Genomic DNA, 18,286 nt, shown 5'->3' with positions numbered 1-18,286 from the left:
GAGCGAGGAGGAGGGCGCTTTTCGCTCGGCTTGTGCGCACCTGCTGTTGCCGGCCTTGGTCTTGGGCACCAGCACGATGGCAGTGGTGGCGCGGATGACGCGCTCGTCGATGCTGGAGGTGCTGCGCGAGGACTACATCCGCAGCGCCCGTGCGCGCGGCTTGTCGCCGAGCCGGGTGGTGTTTGTGCACGCCTTGCGCAATGCCTTGATCCCCGTGTTGACGGTGATAGGCATGCAGGCCGGCAGCCTGCTGGCCGGTGCGGTGCTGACCGAAACCATCTTCTCCTGGCCCGGCATCGGCAAGTGGCTGATCGACTCGATCGGCCGGCGCGACTATCCCGTCGTGCAAGCCGGCATCCTGATCTCGGCCTTGACCTTCATTGCCGTCAACCTCTTGGTCGACATCCTTTACGGCGTGGTCAATCCGCGCATCAGGTCGCCCCATTGATGATGAGTAAGCTTGTCGAGTACCCATCGCCGGCGCGCGAGTTCTGTGCGGCCTTTGCCGCCAACCGCGGCGCGCTGATCGCGCTGCTGGTGTTTGCGCTGATTGCCACGGCCGCGCTGCTGGCGCCCTGGATTGCGCCGCACAGCCCGACCGAGCAGTTCCGTGACCATATGCTGACCCCGCCGGTCTGGGCCGCCACGGGCAGCGCCCGCTTCTGGCTCGGCACCGATGAGCTCGGCCGCGATCTGCTGTCGCGGCTGCTGCACGGCGGGCGCATCTCGCTCGGCATCGGCCTGGCATCGGTGCTGCTGTCGCTGCTGCCCGGCGTCTGCCTGGGGCTGCTGGCCGCGTTTCACCAGCGCTTGCTGTCCCCGGTCATCATGCGCGTGATGGACATCATGTTGGCACTGCCGGGCTTGCTGCTGGCGATCTGTGTGATCACGGTGTTAGGCCCCGGGCTAGTCAACACGGTGATTGCGATTGCGATCGGCGCTTTGCCCGGCTACACCCGCTTGACCCGCGCCAGCGCGCTGGCCGAAATCGGCCGCGACTATGTCACCGCGAGCCGGGTGGCGGGTGCCAGCACCGCGCGCCTGATGTTCGTCACCGTGCTGCCTAACTGCATGGCGCCACTGATCGTGAATGCGAGCTTGAGCTTTTCCTCGGCGATTCTGGAGACTGCCGGCTTGGGCTTTTTGGGCCTGGGTGTGCAGGCACCGCTGCCGGAATGGGGTGGCATGCTGTCGGCCGCGCGCGACTATATGCAGCGCGCGCCCTGGGTGGTGACGCTGCCGGGTTTGAGCATCCTGATCACGGTCTTGGCCATCAATTTGATGGGCGACGGCCTGCGCGACGCGCTCGACCCCAAGCTGAAGCGGCTGAATTGATGACGGCACTACTCAATATCAAAAACCTGCGGGTCAAGTTCGGCAGCTTCCCCGCCGTTGACGGCGTCGACCTGAGCCTCAAGGCCGGTGAGCTGCTGGCCATCGTGGGTGAGTCCGGCTCAGGCAAGTCGGCCGCGGCGCTGGCCTTGATGGGCTTGATCGATGCGCCCGGCGTGGTGACGGCGGATGCGCTCGAATTCGAGGGCAGGGATCTGTTGCAGATGACGCCGGCCGAGCGCCGCAAGATCATCGGGCGCGAGATGGCCTGTGTGTTCCAGGACGCGCTGAGCAGCCTGAACCCGAGCTACACGGTCGGGTTTCAGATTGCCGAGGTATTGCGGGCCCATCTGGGCTTGCGCGGCGCGGCCTTGAAGCAGCGCGTGGTCGAGCTGCTGGAGTTGGTGGAAATCCCCGACGCCGCGCGCCGCGCCGACGCCTACCCGCACCAGCTTTCGGGCGGCATGAACCAGCGCGTGATGATTGCCCTGGCGATTGCCTGTGCGCCTAAGCTCTTGATTGCCGACGAGCCGACCACCGCGCTGGACGTCACCATTCAGGCCCAGATCATGGACTTGCTCTTGCGCTTGCAAACCGAGCAGGGCATGAGTTTGATTTTGATCACGCATGACCTCGGCGTGGTGGCCGAGATGGCCGAGATGGGCCAAGCGGGCACGAACCAGGTGGCGGTGATGTATGCCGGCCAGGTGATTGAAACGGCTGCCGCGCCGGGCGTTTTTGAGGCACCCCGTCACCCCTATACCGCAGCGCTGTTGGCAGCCATCCCGGAGCATAACCACGGCGCCAGACGGCTTAGCGCCTTGGCCGGCATCGTGCCCGGCGCGCTCGATCGGCCGGCCGGCTGCCTGTTCAGCCCGCGCTGCGCAGGCGTGCAGGCGCGCTGCCTTGGCGAGCGCCCGCCGCTGCTGGACGGCGTGCGTTGCTTTTTTCCCGTCTTGAAGGACCAGGCCCATGTTTGATTCGCAGCCCTTGTTGCATGCGCAGCAGCTGAGTCGCCACTACCGGGTGGGGCAGGGTTGGCTGAAGCCCAAGGCCACCGTCAAGGCACTCGACGGCGTGTCGTTCAAGCTCTGGCCGCAGCGCACTCTGGCGGTGGTGGGTGAGTCGGGCTGCGGCAAGTCAACGCTGGCGCGCCAGCTGACGCTGATCGAGGCGCCCAGTGCGGGCGCACTGCACTTGGGCGGCGTTGACGCAGCAGGTGCCAAGGGGGGCTCGCTGGCCGCACTGCGCCAGCAAGTGCAGATGGTGTTTCAGAACCCCTTCGCGTCGCTCAATCCGCGTGCCAGTATCGGGGCCACGCTGGAAGAGGCGCTGCTGATCAACACGTCGCTATCGCGGGCGGAGCGCACCGAGCGGGTCGAGGCCCTGCTTGCCAAGGTCGGCTTGCGGTCCGAGCATTTGCGCCGCTACCCGCATATGTTCTCGGGCGGCCAACGCCAGCGCATTGCGATCGCACGCGCCATGATGCTGAACCCGCGCGTGGTGGTGGCGGACGAGCCGGTGTCGGCGCTGGATGTGTCGATCCAGGCGCAGATCCTGAACCTTTTCATGGACCTGCAAGACGAGTTCAAGACCGCCTATGTCTTCATCTCCCACAACCTCAGCGTGGTGGAACATGTGGCCGATGATGTGCTGGTGATGTATCTGGGCCGGGCGGTCGAGCAAGGGCCCAAGCAGAGCATTTTCGCCAGGCCGCTGCATCCGTATACGCAGGCCTTGATGAGCGCGACGCCGGCCTTGGCGGCCAGCGACAGACGCACGCGGATTCATTTGAAGGGGGAGTTGCCCAGCCCCTTGAGCCCGCCGCCGGGTTGCGCCTTCCATCAGCGCTGCCCGTTGGCGCGCGAGCGCTGCCGGCAAGAAGCGCCGCTGCCCCGCCCGCTCGATGGTCGGCTGGTGGCCTGCCACGAAGCTTGACGGCGGCAAGCTGCGCGTACTCAAGGGCGCCGACATCATGTTCCCGGCCGGCCGGCCGGCACGACGCCGCAGTACATCGGCAACTCGGAAGGTTTTTTCCGCAACGGCGCCGAAGCCAGCAGCGGCTTCCTGGATTTCGACATCAAGTTCCAGGCCAGCAAGGATCTGCTGCTCAAGGCGGTGTTCAGCACCACCAAGGGCATCGGGGCCACGGCGCTGGACCAAGGCCTAACTTACGCCCGCTACGGCACCGGCCTCAGCTACAAACTGAATGGCCTGCAAAACGCACCGGACAACGCCGTGTTCGGCGCCGGCAGCAACCTGCCCGTGCTGAATGCCGATGGCAGTGGCTATAAATTGATCGGTCGCGCTGCGTCGGGTGTAAGGACGGTGGACTCCGAGCAGAGCCTAGCCTTGGACGGCGAATACAGCCAAGCAAGCGGCATCTTCAACTCGCTGGCGTTTGGCGCGCGGCATGCCGACCATCGCCGGGATCTGCGGCGCTGGGCACCGGCCTTCAAGTCGGCGGTCACCGCAGCCCCGCCGGCCAGCCAGGCGATCGGCTTCCCGGCCGACTTTGGCAGCGAGCTGGGCGGCAACAATTGGGACAACAGCGGTATTTACTTTCCTTACGCCGTGATGCGCGACTTCACCGCCACACAGCTGAAGGCGACCACGCCCGAGTTCGAGCGGCGCGTTGCCAGTGAAATCGAAATGACCGAGCGTCAAACCAGCTGCTACTCTGGTTCTATGCCCGCCGCTCCTTGGCGCAGGTCAGTTTTTATGCCAGCAATATCAAGGGCTACCCCAAGACCGGTGCCATCAAGCAGGACGTGACGGTGGACTTGGTTGACACCACGACGGACACCGTCAAGACCTACAACATCAACACCTCGTCGCAGCAAAAGGCTCGCATTCACGGCGTCGAGTTGCAACTGGAGCAACCGATCGGCGCCGGCTTTGGCTTTCAGTCCAATGTCAGTTACGCCTACACCAAGGTGGACGATGGCCGCCCCATGACGGGGGCCTCCAAATGGGCCGGCAATCTGGGCGGCTATTACGAGAACGATGCCTTCAGTGCGCGGCTGGTCTACAACTATCGCGGCGAATATGTGTCCAGCACCACGGCACCTTTGGCAACCGCCAACAGCCAGGGCCTGAGCGTCATCAACGGCATCACCATGCCGGTGGCGCCGACGATGGCTGCGGCCGTGTCCAATCTGGCTTTCTCGCTCAACTACGACCTCAACAAGTCCTTGCAGCTGTCATTCAATGCGACCAATCTGCTCAACCCAACCCGTGCCAGCTACCGCTACAGCGAGGAAGAGCAGCAAAAGCTCGACGTCAGCGGCCGCCAATACTACGTAGAAGCGCGTTACAAGTTTTGATGCATGAAAGGCTTATTCAGCCACCCGCTGAGGCGCGCGGTTATGGCAATGGCTGTCGGCCTTGGCGGCTGCGCCCACCCCCAGCGGACGCTGCCGGCGCCGGCCATCATCGCGGTGCCCATCTGGGGCGGCAGCGCCATCGCCGCCGAGACGCTGGCCCAGACCGCGCCCCAGCGCATCAAGTACATCACCTTGCATCACCAGGGCGAAACTTGGCCCAAGCCGAGCAGCGCCGGAGTGGACGGCGCCGATGTGGCGGCCTATCTGCGGCGTCTGCAGAGTTGGTCGCGCCTGAGCCAGCGCTGGCTCGACATTCCCTATCACTATGTGGTGGCACCGGACGGGCGCATCTATGCGGCGCGGCCCGACTTTGTGGCCGGCGACACCCACACCGAGTACCGGCCCGACGGGCATGCGCTGGTGATGTTGTTGGGTAATTTCGAGGACGCCGAGCCCAGCGCAGCGGCCTTGCACAGCACGGTCGAGTTGATGGCCTGGCTGGCGCAAGAGAACGGTTTGAGCGCCGACGCGATTGCTTCGCACCGGGACTACAGCGCCCAAACCGTCTGCCCTGGAAAACATCTTTATCGCTACGTCGAGAACGGCTTCTTCAGGCGCGCAGTCGCGGCTAGGTTGCAGGTTCGAGTCTTGCTGCCGTGAGGTGCTTCTTGCCAATTTATTCCCAGGTATTCGATCAACCCGCCGACGAACTGCTTGAGCTTGGTCTGGCCACGTTGCTGGCCGGCGTCGAGGATGCGCAGGGTCTGTCGCCTTGAATGATGTAGCAAGCCAAAACCAGCAAACTCAGAGCTCACCTCAGTCGCAATGCCAAAGTTTCAAATCAGGCCGGCTTCGCCAGTACGCATTGAGGCGGCCCCTTGCCCATGCCATTGGATCGCGGGCTTTGTTTCTTCAAGCTGCGCTCGAACAAGCCCGCTTGAGTAACTGGTCGGCACTCCGCGCGCAGGGTTGCACCGCAGTTGCTGCGCAGCGGCCAGATCGCCACCGATATTGGCCTGGTGATGTTCGGCGCGATGCGCCGGCTGATGCGTGAACAGCAGGCTGAGTTTGACCCGCGCAAGGCCTTTGCTGCCGCCCGTCTGGCCGCCAAGCAGCTGTTGTGCTTGCAACGCTTTGAGGCCTTCGACTGTGCAGGCCACGCGGCGCGACTCCGGCCCTTGCCCTTGGAGGCGATGCTGCCGCGCTAGCGCTGAGGTGTTGGTCAGGGGGCGGTCCGGCTTTCTATGGCAGTAGCCATGAGTGATTGCTATCGATTGAAGTTCGTCGCCTGCGCGCTGACCACCATGCTGGCCGCCATACTTGCTGCGCCGGCCTTGGCCCAAGAGGGGCCCGCAATCTTCAAGGACGCCGACTTGAAGCTGGGGCTGTTCCCGGAGGAGGTCACCGCAGTCGCGGCGGTGCTGAACCAACAGCACTACAAGTTCAAATGAAGAGCTGAACCTGATCCGGCGCAGCCGCGCGGCTATATCGTTGCTTGCGAATACAATGAATAATTGCCACCACGCCAGGGAATCATGGACGCTCGCGCAACGCAAGACAAGGTTTTTGAATCGGTCGCCGAACTGTTCTCACTGCTGTCGACACCGATCCGGCTGAAAATCATCAGCGCGGTCTGCCATGGTGAGAAAAATGTCTCCGAACTGCTGAGCGAGATCGACACCACGCAGCCGAATATGTCGCAGCATTTGTCCACCTTGTATCGCAGCGGGGTGCTGTCCAAGCGCCGCGAGGGCACGCAAATCTATTACCAGTTGCAAAGCGAGAGGGTTGCGGCATTGTGCCGGGCCGTCTGCACGCAGGTGGAGCTGGAGATGAACCCCAGTGCGGAGATCGCGACCAAAGAACGCTTGATGCCGGCTGGGGTTCGTTGAAAATCTTCAGCCCCTGCTGGTCGGGCAGTATTGGTTCTTTGGCTCTTCGCCGCGCAGGTACTGTGCTTCCTCTTCTGCGTTGGCGGGCTGCACGCCCACCAGCTGGGCTCGGTCGGCATAGAGTTCGCACAACTGCTCGGTGATGGCCACGGTGATGGCACTCGCGTCAAGCGAGCGCTCAAAGGCTTTGAACCAGCGCCGCGCACGCCCCTGGTAACGAAAGTCGATCACCCACAGTGTCGAAGATTTGAAAAATTCGGCCATTGCTCATGAGCTCAATCAGGCCGCCTCATCCATCATGACGCGCAGCTGCGCCTCGACCTCGGCCGCGATGGCGGCCAGCTCCGGGTCAACCGAAAGCGCCGTTAGCATTTTCACCGGCTCAATCATGCCGAGCTTGGTGCGGCCCGCCTCGGTGTAGACGGAGATGCGGCAGGGCAGGGCCATATTCAGCCGCATATCGATGGCCATCACCCGCGCCGCTTGGGCCGGATTGCAGACCTCAAAGACCTTGCACTCGCTCTCGAAGGCCAGCCCCTTGCCGCGCAGCGTGGCGCCGAGGTTGTGCACATGCAGCACGCCGAACTGCTGACGTTTGACCGCCGCTTCCAGATCGACACTGGCTTGCTCGAATGATTTGTCGCTCTCGATGATGTAGTACATAAGGCTCCTTGTTGCGGGGATGGTCAGTTGCGGGGAGGGGTCAGCTGCGCCGAACCGGCAAGCCGTGGCTGTTCCAGGCGCCGATGCCGCCGGCCAGATTACGCACCTTGGTGTGTCCTTGGTGCAATAAAAACTGCAGCGCCTGCATGCTGCGCCCACCCGCAGCGCAGGCCAGGATCAGATCGGCGTTGCGGGGCAATTCGGCATGGCGCTGCTGCAATTCGCTCAAAGGCAAATGGATCACATTGGGCAAGTCAAAGCCGGCCCGCGCCACCTCATGCGCCTCGCGCACATCGATCAACCAGCAGCCCGGCAGGGCCAGAGATTGCTGGGCAGACAGGGGGTCCAATTGAAGCTGACTTGGGTTCATGGTTGGGTACTCTTTGCTGGATTGAAGGGGAAGGCGGCGCGCTCGCGTGCCAGGCATTCGGCCTGATCGGCGAGCCGGCCGCAGACAAGTTCGCAAAGCTCGTAGATGGCGGGGTCGGCAATGCGGTAGTAGGCGCTGGTGCCGCGACTCTCGCGCGTGACCAAGCCGCGTTGCTGCAACAAACTCAAGTGCCGGGAGACATTGGCGACCGAGCAAGCACAGAGTTCGGCCATGTCACCGACCTTGCAGGGCTGGTGGCGCAGCAGATTGAGGATCTGCAAACGCGTCGGCTCCGCCAGCGCTTGAAAGTAGCTGGCCACCTGCTGCAGTGCCGCGTCGCTCAAGGCTTCGAACTTGGCGACAGCTTTTTCACTGGTTTCAGCGATGTCTGCAGGCGAGATGGTGGGCTGGGCAGTTTTCTTCATTGATGCGTTGTCGGTATTTGACTATTTGCGTGAATGCGCAAATAATACGGTAACGATATACAAATGTCCAGCTCCCGCCAGCGACAACCACCATGCAGACAAATACAACATCCACAGCTTCCTTGATGAAGCCAGCCTCGCCCCGCAGCGTTGGCACGGCGGCCTCATTGCTTGTTCTGTTGGCGCTCTTGGCCCAGCCACTGGCCGCACGCGCCGACACACAGCCCAAGCCAACGCCGACCTTGAAGACCCTGCTGGTGCAGGCCGGCGCTGCGGGTCAGCGGCTGAGCTTTGACGGTCAGGTCGAGGCTTTGCGCCAGACCGTCTTGGCAGCGCAGGTCGCTGGTGCCGTCGTGCAACTCGACGTCAAGGCGGGTGACCGGGTCAAGGCCGGTCAGGTATTGATGCGCATTGATGCCCGCGCGGCCGAGCAAGCGACGGCGGTCAGCGAGGCACAAGCGCAGTCGGCTCGGGCGGCCTTGCAACTGGCCAGCCAGGAGCTGGAGCGTCAGCAGCGTCTATTCAAGCAGAACTACATCAGCCAGGCCGCCTTGGATCAGGCCGAGGCGCAGTTCAAGGCGGCCCAAGCGCAAGCCAATGCGCAGTTGGCACAAGTCGCCGTGGCACGCACGCAGAGCGGTTTGAGCATTGTGCGCAGCCCCTATGACGGCGTGATCGCCGAGCTGCCGGTGACGCTGGGCGATATGGCCATGCCGGGCCGGCCGCTGGCGACCGTTTACGACCCCGCTGCCTTGCGGGTGACGGCCCATTTGCCGCAAAGCCTGGCCAGCAGCCTGAGCGTCGCTGAAGGTGCGCGCGATTTTCGAATCGAAATTCCCGGTCTGGGCGCGGCCGGTGCCGCCATCACGGCCTTGCGCGTGCAACTGCTGCCCACCGCCGACGCAGTCTCGCAAACCATGCAGCTGCGCTTGGACCTGCCGGCCAAACCGAGCGGCGTCGTGCCCGGCATGTTTGCCCGCGTCAGCCTGCCTGCCGCGTCAGCCGCAGGTGCAGGCGGCGTGCCAGCCGCGAACATCTGGGTGCCGCGCACAGCCTTGGTGAGACGCGCCGAGCTGGACGGGCTCTACGTCATTGCCGCCAGCGGCAAGCCGCTGTTGCGCCAGATTCGCCTGGGTGCGGTCAGAGGTGATCAGGTCGAGGTGCTGAGCGGCCTGAGTGCCGGTGAGCGCATCGCCCTGGAGCCGCAGGTCGCGGCGCAAGTCCGCTGAGCTGGGGTCAGGCGATGACGACATCCTCCAATTCCTTGAGTGTTTCGGGGCGCATTGCGGCCTTCTTTCTGAGCGCGCAAATCACGCCCTTGCTGGCTCTGCTGGCCTTGTTGCTGGGCATCTTTGCCGTGATGGTGACGCCGCGCGAGGAAGAGCCGCAGATCAATGTAACCATGGCCAATGTGCTGATCCCCTTTCCGGGCGCCAGCGCCCGCGATGTGGAGCAGATGGTCGCCACGCCGGCCGAGCAGGTCTTGAGTCAGATCGCGGGCATCGAGCATGTGATGTCGGCCTCCAGCCCTGGGATGGCGGTGTTGACGGTGCAGTTCAAGGTCGGCGTTAGCCGCACCGAGGCCTTGGTGCGCTTGCATGACACCGTCCAGTCCAATGCCGACTGGTTGCCGCAGCGCTTGGGTGTGCTGCCGCCCATCATCAAGCCCAAGGGCATTGACGATGTGCCCATCGTCACCTTGACGCTGTTCAGCAAGCAAGCGGACATCGGCGCCTTCGAGCTGGAGCGGGTCGCGCACAGCATGGAGATTGAACTCAAGCGTGTGCCCGGCACACGCGAGGTGACGACCCTCGGCGGCCCCGGCCGCGGCGTGCGGATCGACATTGACCCGGCCCGCCTGGCGAGTTCAGGCGTGACCGTGGCGGAACTGCAGCAGACCTTGCAATCGGCCAATCTGGGTCTGCCACTGGGTGAACTGCTGCAAGGCAACCGTGCGGTGACGCTGGAAGCCGGGCCGTTCTTGAGCAGCGCGCGCGACGTGGCCGAGCTGATCGTCGGCGTACATGCCGGCAAGCCGGTGTTCCTGCGCGATGTGGCCGAGGTCCACGACGGTGCGCTGCGACCACGCCACTATGTCTGGCATGGCGAGAAGGGCCAAGACTATCCAGCCGTGACCTTGTCCATCACCAAGAAGGCCGGCGAGAACGCCATCGACGTGGCTAATGCCGTGATGGCCCGTGTGGCGGTGCTGCGCAATACCGTGATCCCGGCCGAAGTCGAGGTCAGCGAGACTCGCAACTACGGCACTTCCGCGAATGACAAGGCCGCCAAGCTGATCCAGAAGCTGATGTTTGCCACCGCCTCGGTGGTGGCGCTGGTCTTCATCGCGCTGGGCCGGCGCGAGGCGGCCATCGTCGGCACAGCAGTGGTGCTGACCCTGACGGTGACGCTGTTCGCCTCCTGGGCCTGGGGCTTCACCTTGAACCGGGTGTCGCTGTTCGCCTTGATATTTTCAATCGGCATCTTGGTTGATGACGCGATCGTGGTGGTCGAGAACATCCATAGGCATCAGCAGCTATTCCCCGGCAAGACTTTGCGTGAGCTGATTCCCGGCGCTGTGGATGAAGTTGGCGGCCCGACCATTCTGGCCACGCTGACCGTCATCGCCGCGCTGCTTCCGATGGCCTTTGTGTCCGGCCTGATGGGCCCGTATATGAGCCCCATCCCCATCAATGCCAGCATGGGCATGTTGCTGTCCTTGGCCATCGCCTTTGTGGTCACGCCGTGGTTGGCGCGGTTGTGGATGAAGGCGCTGCCTGAGGATGCGAAGGTGGACCCCGAGGCGCTGCACGGCTTGTCGGCCAAGCTGGCACCGCTGTTCGAGCGCGTTTTCAAGCCGCTGCTGGACCCGCAGCGCGGTGGCCGCAATCGTGGCTGGCTGGGCGCTGGCATTGCCGTGCTGATTGCCGTCTCGCTGGCCTTGCCGGCCACCGGCCTGGTACTGCTGAAGATGCTGCCTTCCGACAATAAGAGCGAGTTCCAGTTGGTGCTGGACATGCCCGCCGGCACACCGTTGGAACAGACCGCCGCCGTGCTGCGTGAGCTGGGTGCCTACCTGGCCACCGTGCCCGAAGTGACCCACTACCAAGCTTATGCCGGCGGCGCCGCGCCGATCAACTTCAATGGCCTGGTGCGCCAGTACTATCTGCGCGCGCAGCCCGAGCAGGGCGACATCCAGGTCAATCTGGTCGACAAGCACCAGCGCAGCGAGAAGAGTCATGCCATCGCCACCCGCCTGCGCCCCGAGCTGCAGCAGATTGCCAAGCGCTTCAACGCCAATCTCAAGGTCGTCGAGGTACCGCCCGGGCCGCCGGTGTTGGCGCCCATCGTGGCCGAGGTTTATGGCCCTGAAGTCGAGGGCAGGGCAGCGGTTGCCAAGCAGGTACGCGCCTTGTTCGAAGCCACGCCCGGTGTGGTGGATGTCGATGACTCCGGTGCGGCCGCCGCGCCGCGCAAGCTATTGTTGGTGGACAGACGCAAGGCCGCGCTCTTGGGTGTATCTCAACAAGCCATCGTCAGCACCCTGCACACGGCGCAGGCCGGCGAGGACGTCACTTATCTGCATGACGGCAGCAAGTATCCGGCGGCCACCCGCCTGCAGCTGGCGCCTGAAAGCCAAGGCGATTTGAATGCCTTGCTGGCGCTGACGGTGCGCGCGGCCGGTGGCCAAATGGTGCCGATCCGTGAACTGGTGACGATCAGCGATGGCTTGCGCGAGCAGACCGTTTATCACAAGGATCTGGCCCCGGTGCATTACGTCGTCGCCGAGATGGCCGGCAAGGTGGACAGCCCGCTGTACGGCATGTTCGCGATGCGGGGCAAGCTGGCCGACATCAAAACGCCCGACGGCCAAGGCCTGAGTGAGTATTTCATCCGCCAGCCGCTCGACGCTTTCCGTGGTTACGCGCTCAAATGGGACGGCGAATGGCAGATCACCTATGAAACCTTCCGCGATATGGGCCTGGCCTATGCGGTCGGCCTGGTGCTGATCTATTTGCTGGTGGTGGCGCAATTCGGCTCCTACCTGACTCCGCTGATCATCATGGCGCCGATTCCGCTCACCATCATCGGCGTGATGCCGGGTCATGCCTTGCTGGGCGCGCAATACACGGCCACCTCGATGATTGGCATGATCGCGTTGGCCGGCATCATCGTGCGCAACTCGATCTTGCTGGTGGACTTCATCAACCTGCAGGTGCGCAGTGGCATGCCTTTCGAGCGCGCCATCGTCAGCTCGGCGGTGACGCGCGCGCAACCCATCATCCTGACCGGCCTGGCGGCCATGATGGGGGCCTTCTTCATCCTCGATGACCCGATCTTCAATGGTCTGGCGATCTCGCTGATCTTCGGTATCGCGGTCTCGACCCTGCTGACCTTGATCGTTATCCCGACGCTCTATTACATGGCTTACCGCAAGCGCCTGCATTTGCTCACGGGGCCAGCTCCGATGGGGAGTCAAGCATGAGCCGCACCATCATCAAGCCGCGTCTCTGGTTGGCGACGCTGGCTTTTGGGCTAGGCACAGCGACAGCGGCCCAAGCCGCCGAGCTGATGGAGGTCTGGCAGAACGCGCAGACCAGCGACCGTGAGTACGCGGTCGCCCGCGCCAGTCACGCAGCCGCCCAGACGCAGCGCGAGCAAGCGAAATCCTTGTGGCGCCCCAGCGTGGGCTTGAGCGCCAGTGCCGGCTTGGCCACGGCGGCGCAAAGCATGCACGGTGCGCAGTTCAGCGCGCCCGGCCTGGGCCAGCAAACCGGGGTTGATTTCAATACCTCGGTCAAGCAGGGCACGGCCGGCAATGTCGCGCTGCAGGCCAGCCAGCCGCTTTACAACCCGGAACGCAGCGCGCAGGCCCAGCAGCTCAATCTGGCCGCAGACAGGGCCGACCTGGAACTGCTGGCCGCTCAACAGGGCCTGGGTCTGCGCATGGCCGAGCGCTATTTCGATCTCGCCTTGGCGCAGCAGCAATTGCGCTTGGTGGAGCAGCAGCAGCTGGCCGTGGCGGCCGCGCACGAAGAAGCCGTGGCGCGGTTTCAAAACGGCTCAAGCCCGGTGACCGACAGCCATGAGACCGCGGCGCGCCTGGCCGGCATTCGCGCTCAAGGCTTGGCGGCACGCAGCGAGGTGCAGCTCAAACAGCGGCGTTTGGCCGATAGCAGCGGGCTGCCGCAGCAGGGCCTTGAGGCCCGCTTGCCGCTCAGGCAATTGGCTAGCACCGAAGCCGAGCTGCTGGCGCTGGAGCCCTTGTTGGCGCAGGCACTGCAGAGCAACCCGGGCCTGCGAATGCGTTTGCTGGGCGTCGAGCTGGCCCGGCTGGATGCGAGCAAGCACAAGCTCTCGGCCAGCCCGCGCTTGGAGCTGGTGGCGCAAGTGATGCGTGACAGGCTCAGCGGCAGCGGCGACTTCGGCTCGGCCAGCAACTCTGCAAATAGGCAGATGCTGGGCCTGCAGTTTTCTATGCCGCTGTATTCGGGCGGTTACCGCGAGGCCAAAGAAGTCGAGGCGCTCAGGCTGTTGGAGCGAGCGCAGCTGGAGTCCGAGTTGAGTCGCGAGCAGGTGGAGCAGCAAGTGCGAGCCAGCTGGCTGGGCCTGCAAGTGGGTGCCGAGCGCGTCAGCGCCTTGCAGGAGAGCTTGAAAGCCAGTGAGGCCCGCCTGGCCGCGACCCGGCTTGGCCGCGAGGTCGGACACCGCACGACCCAGGAGTTGCTCAACGCCGGAAACGATAGCTTGGCTGCGGCTGTGGGCTTGGCGCAGGCTCATGTGGCCTTGCTGATGGACCGCCTGCGCCTGGCCGCCTTGAGCGGCAATCTGGACGAAGCCGCGATGGCCGGCATCAATGCCGCACTCAGATAAATCACCATCAACCTTTTTTCAAACGGAGCATTTCATGAACACTTGGCAAATCGTCCGCGTCGTCGCCGGCGTCTTCATTCTCTTGTCCTTGGCGCTGGGCAGCCCCGCCAGCCCCTTCTTCCATTCGAGCTGGTGGTTGGCCTTCACCGCCTTTGTCGGCGTCAACCTCTTGCAAAGCGGCTTTACCCGTTGGTGTCTGATGGAAAGCATGCTGGCCAAGCTGGGCGTGCGTCGCAGCGCCTGATGTTTTGACACGAACTTCCACATCATCACCGGCACCCTGCGCCAACCGCAGGACTACCAACTCAATGTCGAGTTTGTGGCCGAGGTGGGAAGAAATGCCGGGGGCGGATGAGGGCGCTGCGCATGCGTGCCGAGCTGAGATTGGGCGTGCCGGGTGCGCAACTACAGCATCTTGACCGGGTACTTGAGCAGTTCGAGTCCTATTGCACCGTCACCCAAAGCGTTGGCCAAGGCATCGCCATTGAGACTCAAGTTTGGGACTCGGCCGGCCAACGTTTGAGGTAGTTGTGAGGGCGGCGCCGGTCCGCATGTGCGAACAAGGCATCGCCATCGCTGTAAATGAAATTGGCAGGGCCGAGGCGGCGCAAGTCGGCCGCAAAACACTCAATCAGCTTCAATCGAGCCACCAGGGTCGGCGCTTGCTTGGTCGCCCAAAGCGCTTGCAAACGTTCAAGCAGTGCACAAAAGGCCTGCTCGGAGTCGGTCTCGCCGGCCGGACGAATTGCGCTAGGCATGAGGGTCGGCTGGGCCTCGATGCCGGGGAGATCGCCGTTATGTGCAAAGCTGTGCCAGCGCGTGCCAAGAACCCGCGCGAAGGATTGGCTGTTGCGCTCGGCCACGTCACCGCGCGTCGCTCGGCGTACATGGCTGATGGCGAGCGTGGTCAAGAATGCGTGCCCTGAAGCGCCAGCAAGCTCGCGCTGCTGGCGGCCGGGCCCGCCTCCTAGATCAGGCGCAACTGTTTGCCTTCAAGACGCTCGTACCAGGCGATGCCCAAACCATCCTTGTGAGGGGCGCTCAGACCGCCATGCCGGGAAAACTCCACCAGCGCCATTTGAATCGTGCTGGGGTTTTTGGTTGAGATGGCAAACAATTCACGCATCGATCAGCTCCTCCAAAACTGAGATGTCATCGGCGTTGCAAGTCTTGCAGCTTGCTGGCCAAGGCGGCGGCGTTGAGTACGCCCGTATGGGCGCTATGAAGGCGCCCATCGGCTGCGTAGAACAAGGTGCTGGGCAAGCCCCGGGAGCCGAGTGCTGGCCCTAGGTTGGAAGGTCCGTCTAGATAGACCTTGGCAAGCTGCAAGTTCTGAGCGTCCAGATAGGCCTGCACCGCTGCCGCCGATCTTGAAGTCAATCCGAAAGCCAGCAGCAGCAAGAGCGGCGCTACCGGCAGAGCCATTGGCCCAAGGGACAGCGCTAGCATGGGCTATGCAGCCAGCGATCAACGTGAGCCGGGTGGCATCAGACCTTGCTTGGCCTGAGACAAAAAATCAGCTTAACCATTGATTGGTAAAGAGTTTTGTGGATTCTCTGAGGCGCCCGCAAACCCTATTCAATGTTCTGCACCTGTTCGCGCAATTGCTCGACGGCGACCTTCATTTCGACCGAGATATTGGTCAGCTCTAACGCCGCCGCCTTGGAGCCCAGGGTGTTGGCCTCGCGGTGCAGCTCCTGGATCAGGAAGTCCAGGCGTTTGCCGATTTCGCCACCTTTTTTCAGCAGGCGCGCAATTTCTTCCAGATGGGCGCGCAGTCGGGCCAGTTCTTCGGCCACGTCGATGCGGATGGCATAAGCCGCGGCCTCGTTGAGCGCACGCTCCTTCAGGTTGTCCTCCGGGATAGTCTGCGCCGCACCGGTGCTGGCCAGCGCTTCTTGCCAGCGCTCCAGAAAGCGCTGCTGCTGGCGCTGCACGATGGCCGGCAGCATCGGTTCGGCCGCGTTGGCCAGCTCGCGCAAGCGGCCGACCCGCTCCAACAAAATGGCAACCAGCTTCTCGCCCTCGCGCTCGCGCGCTTCGAGCAGCCCGTCCACGCAGCGGCGTGCCGCGTCCATGGCCGCCTCGTCCAGCTTTTCGGTTACTGCGCCGCCGCCCTTGCACCACTGCAAGGCCTCGTGCACCGACAGCGGCTGGGCCTTGGGCAGCCAGTTTTGCACCGTACCTTCCAGGCGCGACAAACGGTTCAACTGATCGGACTGCGGCTGCGGCCACGAGCCCTCAGCGTCGCGCTGCGTATTGATGCGCAACTCGACCTTGCCGCGCTTGAGCTTGCCCGTCAGCAACTCACGCAAGGCCGGCTCCAGCCCTCGCAAGTCTTCTGGCATGCGGAATCCCAGGTCGAGAAAGCGGCCGTTGACCGAGCGTAATTCGACTGTCAGGCCCGCATGGGCGGCTTGGCTGTTTGGATGAGTGACCCCGGTGTTTTCCGTGTGCCGGGAAACTGCGTTTTCACTGGGGGCGGAGGGCTGCGAGCTGGCGCTGGCATATCCTGTCATGCTGTAGACTGGCATCTAGCGTCCGGTATTTAGATAAAACACGATTATGTCAAAGCCTAAACCGGCGCCCCTGCCTGCAGGCACCGTCGTTGGGGGCTACCAGATCATTAAACGACTGGCAGCAGGTGGATTCGGCGTGGTTTACCTCGCCGAAGACCCCGAACACCACCTCGTCGCCCTGAAAGAATACCTGCCCTCCAGCTTGGCCGAGCGTTCGCCGGGCGAGCTGACGCCGCGTGTGCGGCCCGAGAAGCAGCCGCTTTACCGGCTCGGACTGAAGAGCTTCTTCGAGGAAGGCCGCTCGCTGGCGCAGATCTCGCACCCCAGCGTGGTCTCGGTCTTGAACTTTCTGCGCGAGAACGAAACCGTCTACATGGTGATGAATTACTTGCAGGGCGACACCTTGCAAGACTTCATCGTGACCGCGCGCGATATGAAACGCGACAAGGTGTTTCGCGAGTCGACCATCCGCAGCCTGTTTGACGAGATTCTGCGCGGCCTGCGTATCGTCCATCAGCACAAGATGCTGCACCTGGACATCAAGCCGGCCAATATCTTCATCACCAATGAAAACAAGGCGGTGTTGCTGGACTTTGGCGCGGCGCGCGAGGTGTTGTCCAAAGAAGGTAACTTCATCCGGCCGATGTACACGCCGGGCTTTGCGGCACCCGAGATGTACCGCCGTGACGGCGCATTAGGCCCCTGGACCGATATCTACGCGATTGGTGCTTGCATCTACGCCTGCATGCAGGGCTACCCACCTAACGACGCACCGCAGCGGCTTGAGAAAGACCGACTGGCGCTGAGCCTGTCGAGGCTGCGCAATGTCTACTCCGACAATATGATCGAAGTGGCCGAATGGTGCATGTCGCTGGACCCCTTGGCGCGGCCGCAAAGCGTGTTCTCCTTGCAAAAAGAGTTGGCCCGTGAGACCGAGCGGCGCTACACCAAACTGAGTTTCAGTGAACGGTTGAAGCTGCAGCTGGAGAACCTCAAGACCGGAGCCAAGGCATGAAGTTCACCACCTACCAGGTCAGCCGGCGCGGCGGACGTGAGAAAAATGAAGACCGCATGGGCTACTGCTACACCCGTGAGGCCGGCTTGTTTGCGCTGGCCGACGGCATGGGTGGGCACCCGGAAGGCGAGGTCGCCGCACAGCTGGCGCTGCAAACCTTGGCGGCGATTTTTCAGCGTGAGGCCAAGCCGGCGTTGGCCGATCCGGCGGCGTTTTTGCAGGATGCCATTCTGATCGCGCAGCAGCAACTGCTGCGTTATGCCGCTGACAAGCAGATGTCGGACACGCCGCGCACCACCATCGTGGCCTGCGTGCTGCAAGGGCGCAAGGCCTATTGGGCGCATTGCGGCGATTCGCGCCTGTACCTGGTGCGGGCCTCCAAGCTGATTGCGCGCACCCGCGATCATTCCTATATCGAGCTGCAAGCGGCCCTGGGTCGGCTGCCACCAAGCGCCGAGGGCTTTAACCGTAACGTGCTGTTCACTTGCCTGGGCAGTCCGGGCAAACCGATGGTGGATATCCACGGCCCCATGCTGCTGGAAACCGGCGACCGATTGTTGCTGTGCTCGGACGGTTTGTGGGGCACGGTCACCGACGACATCATCACCGAGCAACTCGCCGCCCGTCCGATCTCCGACGCGGTGCCCGAGTTGGTCGAGCAGGCGCTGCGCAATGGCGGGCCGCGTTGCGACAACGTGACCGTGCTGGCGCTGGAGTGGGACGGTGTCGGCGAGGCCGACGCGGGCGAAGACTCGGTCACGGTGTCGACCCAACAATTGGAAGACCGAGGCTTTGCTTCGACGATTCAGGGGCGTGACGGGGTGGGCGGCAGCGACCGCAGGTTCGAGATGGATGAGGCCGAGATCGACC

General features: G+C 63.4%; 24 protein-coding genes. 16 read left to right on the top strand and 8 right to left on the bottom strand.

Translation table 11 applies throughout. The features are described 5' to 3' along the window. The 10 genes from RMO57_RS13510 to RMO57_RS13465 all read left to right on the top strand — a co-directional run. Positions 1-448: ABC transporter permease (locus RMO57_RS13510; protein WP_310387412.1), on the top strand; the 448-nt coding region annotated here is incomplete at its 5' end. Beyond that, positions 448-1,335 carry an ABC transporter permease subunit gene (locus RMO57_RS13505; protein ID WP_310387410.1) on the top strand — a complete coding sequence of 296 codons (888 nt, stop codon included), beginning with the start codon at positions 448-450 and terminating at the stop codon, positions 1,333-1,335. The genes RMO57_RS13510 and RMO57_RS13505, both read left to right, overlap by 1 nt. Continuing rightward, entirely contained in the window at positions 1,335-2,312 is a 978-nt protein-coding gene (locus RMO57_RS13500; RefSeq protein ID WP_310387409.1) for an ABC transporter ATP-binding protein, read from the top strand. The genes RMO57_RS13505 and RMO57_RS13500 overlap by 1 nt, the downstream gene beginning before the upstream one ends. Then, on the top strand, positions 2,305-3,270 hold the full coding sequence (locus RMO57_RS13495) for a dipeptide ABC transporter ATP-binding protein (protein ID WP_310387408.1): 966 nt from the start codon (positions 2,305-2,307) through the stop codon (positions 3,268-3,270). The genes RMO57_RS13500 and RMO57_RS13495 overlap by 8 nt, the downstream gene beginning before the upstream one ends. A gap of 180 nt (positions 3,271-3,450) precedes the next feature. Beyond that, the gene (locus RMO57_RS13490; RefSeq protein WP_310387407.1) at positions 3,451-4,107 is read left to right on the top strand and encodes a hypothetical protein; all 657 of its coding nucleotides are present in this window, start codon (positions 3,451-3,453) and stop codon (positions 4,105-4,107) included. Next, on the top strand, positions 4,035-4,658 hold the full coding sequence (locus RMO57_RS13485) for a TonB-dependent receptor domain-containing protein (RefSeq protein WP_310387406.1): 624 nt from the start codon (positions 4,035-4,037) through the stop codon (positions 4,656-4,658). Before RMO57_RS13490 ends, RMO57_RS13485 begins: the two co-directional genes overlap by 73 nt. Before the next feature lie 42 nt (positions 4,659-4,700). Beyond that, a complete protein-coding gene (locus tag RMO57_RS13480) occupies positions 4,701-5,318 on the top strand; it encodes a peptidoglycan recognition family protein (protein ID WP_310387405.1) in 618 nt (205 codons plus the stop codon). Between the two features lie 320 nt (positions 5,319-5,638). Further along, positions 5,639-5,866, top strand: coding sequence for a hypothetical protein (locus RMO57_RS13475; RefSeq protein WP_310387404.1), 228 nt, complete (start codon positions 5,639-5,641; stop codon positions 5,864-5,866). A gap of 48 nt (positions 5,867-5,914) precedes the next feature. Further along, positions 5,915-6,109: a hypothetical protein gene (locus tag RMO57_RS13470; protein WP_310387403.1), complete on the top strand. Its 195-nt coding sequence runs from the start codon at positions 5,915-5,917 to the stop codon at positions 6,107-6,109. An 84-nt stretch (positions 6,110-6,193) separates the two neighbouring features. Continuing rightward, positions 6,194-6,550, top strand: a complete 357-nt coding sequence (locus RMO57_RS13465; protein ID WP_310387402.1) for a metalloregulator ArsR/SmtB family transcription factor — start codon at positions 6,194-6,196, stop codon at positions 6,548-6,550. A gap of 6 nt (positions 6,551-6,556) precedes the next feature. On the opposite strand, the gene RMO57_RS13460 is transcribed toward RMO57_RS13465, so the two are convergent. The 4 genes from RMO57_RS13460 to RMO57_RS13445 are packed head-to-tail and all read right to left on the bottom strand — an operon-like array spanning position 6,557 to position 8,008. Continuing rightward, on the bottom strand, positions 6,557-6,814 hold the full coding sequence (locus tag RMO57_RS13460; RefSeq protein ID WP_310387401.1) for a hypothetical protein: 258 nt from the start codon (positions 6,812-6,814) through the stop codon (positions 6,557-6,559). Between the two features lie 15 nt (positions 6,815-6,829). Beyond that, on the bottom strand, positions 6,830-7,213 hold the full coding sequence (locus RMO57_RS13455; RefSeq protein ID WP_310387400.1) for a DUF302 domain-containing protein: 384 nt from the start codon (positions 7,211-7,213) through the stop codon (positions 6,830-6,832). A 40-nt stretch (positions 7,214-7,253) separates the two neighbouring features. Further along, positions 7,254-7,583: a rhodanese-like domain-containing protein gene (locus RMO57_RS13450; RefSeq protein ID WP_310387399.1), complete on the bottom strand. Its 330-nt coding sequence runs from the start codon at positions 7,581-7,583 to the stop codon at positions 7,254-7,256. Next, positions 7,580-8,008 carry a metalloregulator ArsR/SmtB family transcription factor gene (locus tag RMO57_RS13445; RefSeq protein WP_310387398.1) on the bottom strand — a complete coding sequence of 143 codons (429 nt, stop codon included), beginning with the start codon at positions 8,006-8,008 and terminating at the stop codon, positions 7,580-7,582. Before RMO57_RS13445 ends, RMO57_RS13450 begins: the two co-directional genes overlap by 4 nt. A gap of 125 nt (positions 8,009-8,133) precedes the next feature. Between RMO57_RS13445 and RMO57_RS13440 the strand changes: the two genes are divergently transcribed. Genes RMO57_RS13440 through RMO57_RS13425 form a run of 4 tightly spaced genes read left to right on the top strand, consistent with a single transcriptional unit; the run spans position 8,134 to position 14,126 of the window. Further along, the gene (locus RMO57_RS13440; protein ID WP_310387397.1) at positions 8,134-9,237 is read left to right on the top strand and encodes an efflux RND transporter periplasmic adaptor subunit; all 1,104 of its coding nucleotides are present in this window, start codon (positions 8,134-8,136) and stop codon (positions 9,235-9,237) included. 14 nt (positions 9,238-9,251) lie between these two features. Continuing rightward, positions 9,252-12,494 carry an efflux RND transporter permease subunit gene (locus tag RMO57_RS13435; protein WP_310387395.1) on the top strand — a complete coding sequence of 1,081 codons (3,243 nt, stop codon included), beginning with the start codon at positions 9,252-9,254 and terminating at the stop codon, positions 12,492-12,494. After that, positions 12,491-13,882, top strand: coding sequence for a TolC family protein (locus RMO57_RS13430; RefSeq protein WP_310387393.1), 1,392 nt, complete (start codon positions 12,491-12,493; stop codon positions 13,880-13,882). The genes RMO57_RS13435 and RMO57_RS13430 overlap by 4 nt, the downstream gene beginning before the upstream one ends. Positions 13,883-13,916: 34 nt before the next feature. Continuing rightward, complete coding sequence (locus tag RMO57_RS13425) at positions 13,917-14,126, top strand: DUF2892 domain-containing protein (protein ID WP_310387392.1); 210 nt, start codon at positions 13,917-13,919, stop codon at positions 14,124-14,126. A gap of 247 nt (positions 14,127-14,373) precedes the next feature. On the opposite strand, the gene RMO57_RS13420 is transcribed toward RMO57_RS13425, so the two are convergent. From RMO57_RS13420 to RMO57_RS13405, 4 genes are all read right to left on the bottom strand, one after another. After that, positions 14,374-14,793, bottom strand: a complete 420-nt coding sequence (locus RMO57_RS13420) for a class II glutamine amidotransferase (RefSeq protein WP_310387390.1) — start codon at positions 14,791-14,793, stop codon at positions 14,374-14,376. A gap of 56 nt (positions 14,794-14,849) precedes the next feature. Beyond that, complete coding sequence (locus RMO57_RS13415; protein ID WP_310387389.1) at positions 14,850-15,008, bottom strand: class II glutamine amidotransferase; 159 nt, start codon at positions 15,006-15,008, stop codon at positions 14,850-14,852. A gap of 26 nt (positions 15,009-15,034) precedes the next feature. Then, positions 15,035-15,307 carry a hypothetical protein gene (locus RMO57_RS13410; RefSeq protein ID WP_310387387.1) on the bottom strand — a complete coding sequence of 91 codons (273 nt, stop codon included), beginning with the start codon at positions 15,305-15,307 and terminating at the stop codon, positions 15,035-15,037. Between the two features lie 149 nt (positions 15,308-15,456). After that, on the bottom strand, positions 15,457-16,416 hold the full coding sequence (locus RMO57_RS13405; RefSeq protein WP_310387385.1) for a YicC/YloC family endoribonuclease: 960 nt from the start codon (positions 16,414-16,416) through the stop codon (positions 15,457-15,459). 31 nt (positions 16,417-16,447) lie between these two features. Here RMO57_RS13405 and RMO57_RS13400 point away from each other — a divergent pair, with 31 nt between their 5' ends. After that, positions 16,448-17,416, top strand: a complete 969-nt coding sequence (locus RMO57_RS13400) for a serine/threonine protein kinase (protein WP_263533307.1) — start codon at positions 16,448-16,450, stop codon at positions 17,414-17,416. Further along, positions 17,413-18,286: serine/threonine-protein phosphatase (locus RMO57_RS13395; protein ID WP_310387382.1), on the top strand; the 874-nt coding region annotated here is incomplete at its 3' end. The genes RMO57_RS13400 and RMO57_RS13395, both read left to right, overlap by 4 nt.

The organism is Roseateles sp. (assembly GCF_031397715.1).
Lineage (GTDB): Bacteria > Pseudomonadota > Gammaproteobacteria > Burkholderiales > Burkholderiaceae_C > Paucibacter_A.
The sequence above is the reverse complement of the archived record's forward strand: the minus strand, read 5'-3'. Positions and strand labels throughout refer to the sequence as shown.

Excerpts from the sequence above, each read along its gene's own strand:
- RMO57_RS13415 (WP_310387389.1), bottom strand. The coding sequence starts at position 15,008 with ATGCGTGAATTGTTTGCCATCTCAACCAAAAACCCCAGCACGATTCAA.
- RMO57_RS13505 (WP_310387410.1), top strand. The coding sequence starts at position 448 with ATGATGAGTAAGCTTGTCGAGTACCCATCGCCGGCGCGCGAGTTCTGT.
- RMO57_RS13480 (WP_310387405.1), top strand. The coding sequence starts at position 4,701 with ATGGCAATGGCTGTCGGCCTTGGCGGCTGCGCCCACCCCCAGCGGACG.
- RMO57_RS13430 (WP_310387393.1), top strand. The coding sequence starts at position 12,491 with ATGAGCCGCACCATCATCAAGCCGCGTCTCTGGTTGGCGACGCTGGCT.
- RMO57_RS13405 (WP_310387385.1), bottom strand. The coding sequence starts at position 16,416 with ATGCCAGTCTACAGCATGACAGGATATGCCAGCGCCAGCTCGCAGCCC.
- RMO57_RS13455 (WP_310387400.1), bottom strand. The coding sequence starts at position 7,213 with ATGTACTACATCATCGAGAGCGACAAATCATTCGAGCAAGCCAGTGTC.
- RMO57_RS13425 (WP_310387392.1), top strand. The coding sequence starts at position 13,917 with ATGAACACTTGGCAAATCGTCCGCGTCGTCGCCGGCGTCTTCATTCTC.
- RMO57_RS13435 (WP_310387395.1), top strand. The coding sequence starts at position 9,252 with ATGACGACATCCTCCAATTCCTTGAGTGTTTCGGGGCGCATTGCGGCC.
- RMO57_RS13465 (WP_310387402.1), top strand. The coding sequence starts at position 6,194 with ATGGACGCTCGCGCAACGCAAGACAAGGTTTTTGAATCGGTCGCCGAA.
- RMO57_RS13410 (WP_310387387.1), bottom strand. The coding sequence starts at position 15,307 with ATGGCTCTGCCGGTAGCGCCGCTCTTGCTGCTGCTGGCTTTCGGATTG.
- RMO57_RS13400 (WP_263533307.1), top strand. The coding sequence starts at position 16,448 with ATGTCAAAGCCTAAACCGGCGCCCCTGCCTGCAGGCACCGTCGTTGGG.
- RMO57_RS13495 (WP_310387408.1), top strand. The coding sequence starts at position 2,305 with ATGTTTGATTCGCAGCCCTTGTTGCATGCGCAGCAGCTGAGTCGCCAC.
- RMO57_RS13445 (WP_310387398.1), bottom strand. The coding sequence starts at position 8,008 with ATGAAGAAAACTGCCCAGCCCACCATCTCGCCTGCAGACATCGCTGAA.
- RMO57_RS13470 (WP_310387403.1), top strand. The coding sequence starts at position 5,915 with ATGAGTGATTGCTATCGATTGAAGTTCGTCGCCTGCGCGCTGACCACC.
- RMO57_RS13500 (WP_310387409.1), top strand. The coding sequence starts at position 1,335 with ATGACGGCACTACTCAATATCAAAAACCTGCGGGTCAAGTTCGGCAGC.
- RMO57_RS13450 (WP_310387399.1), bottom strand. The coding sequence starts at position 7,583 with ATGAACCCAAGTCAGCTTCAATTGGACCCCCTGTCTGCCCAGCAATCT.
- RMO57_RS13440 (WP_310387397.1), top strand. The coding sequence starts at position 8,134 with ATGAAGCCAGCCTCGCCCCGCAGCGTTGGCACGGCGGCCTCATTGCTT.
- RMO57_RS13460 (WP_310387401.1), bottom strand. The coding sequence starts at position 6,814 with ATGGCCGAATTTTTCAAATCTTCGACACTGTGGGTGATCGACTTTCGT.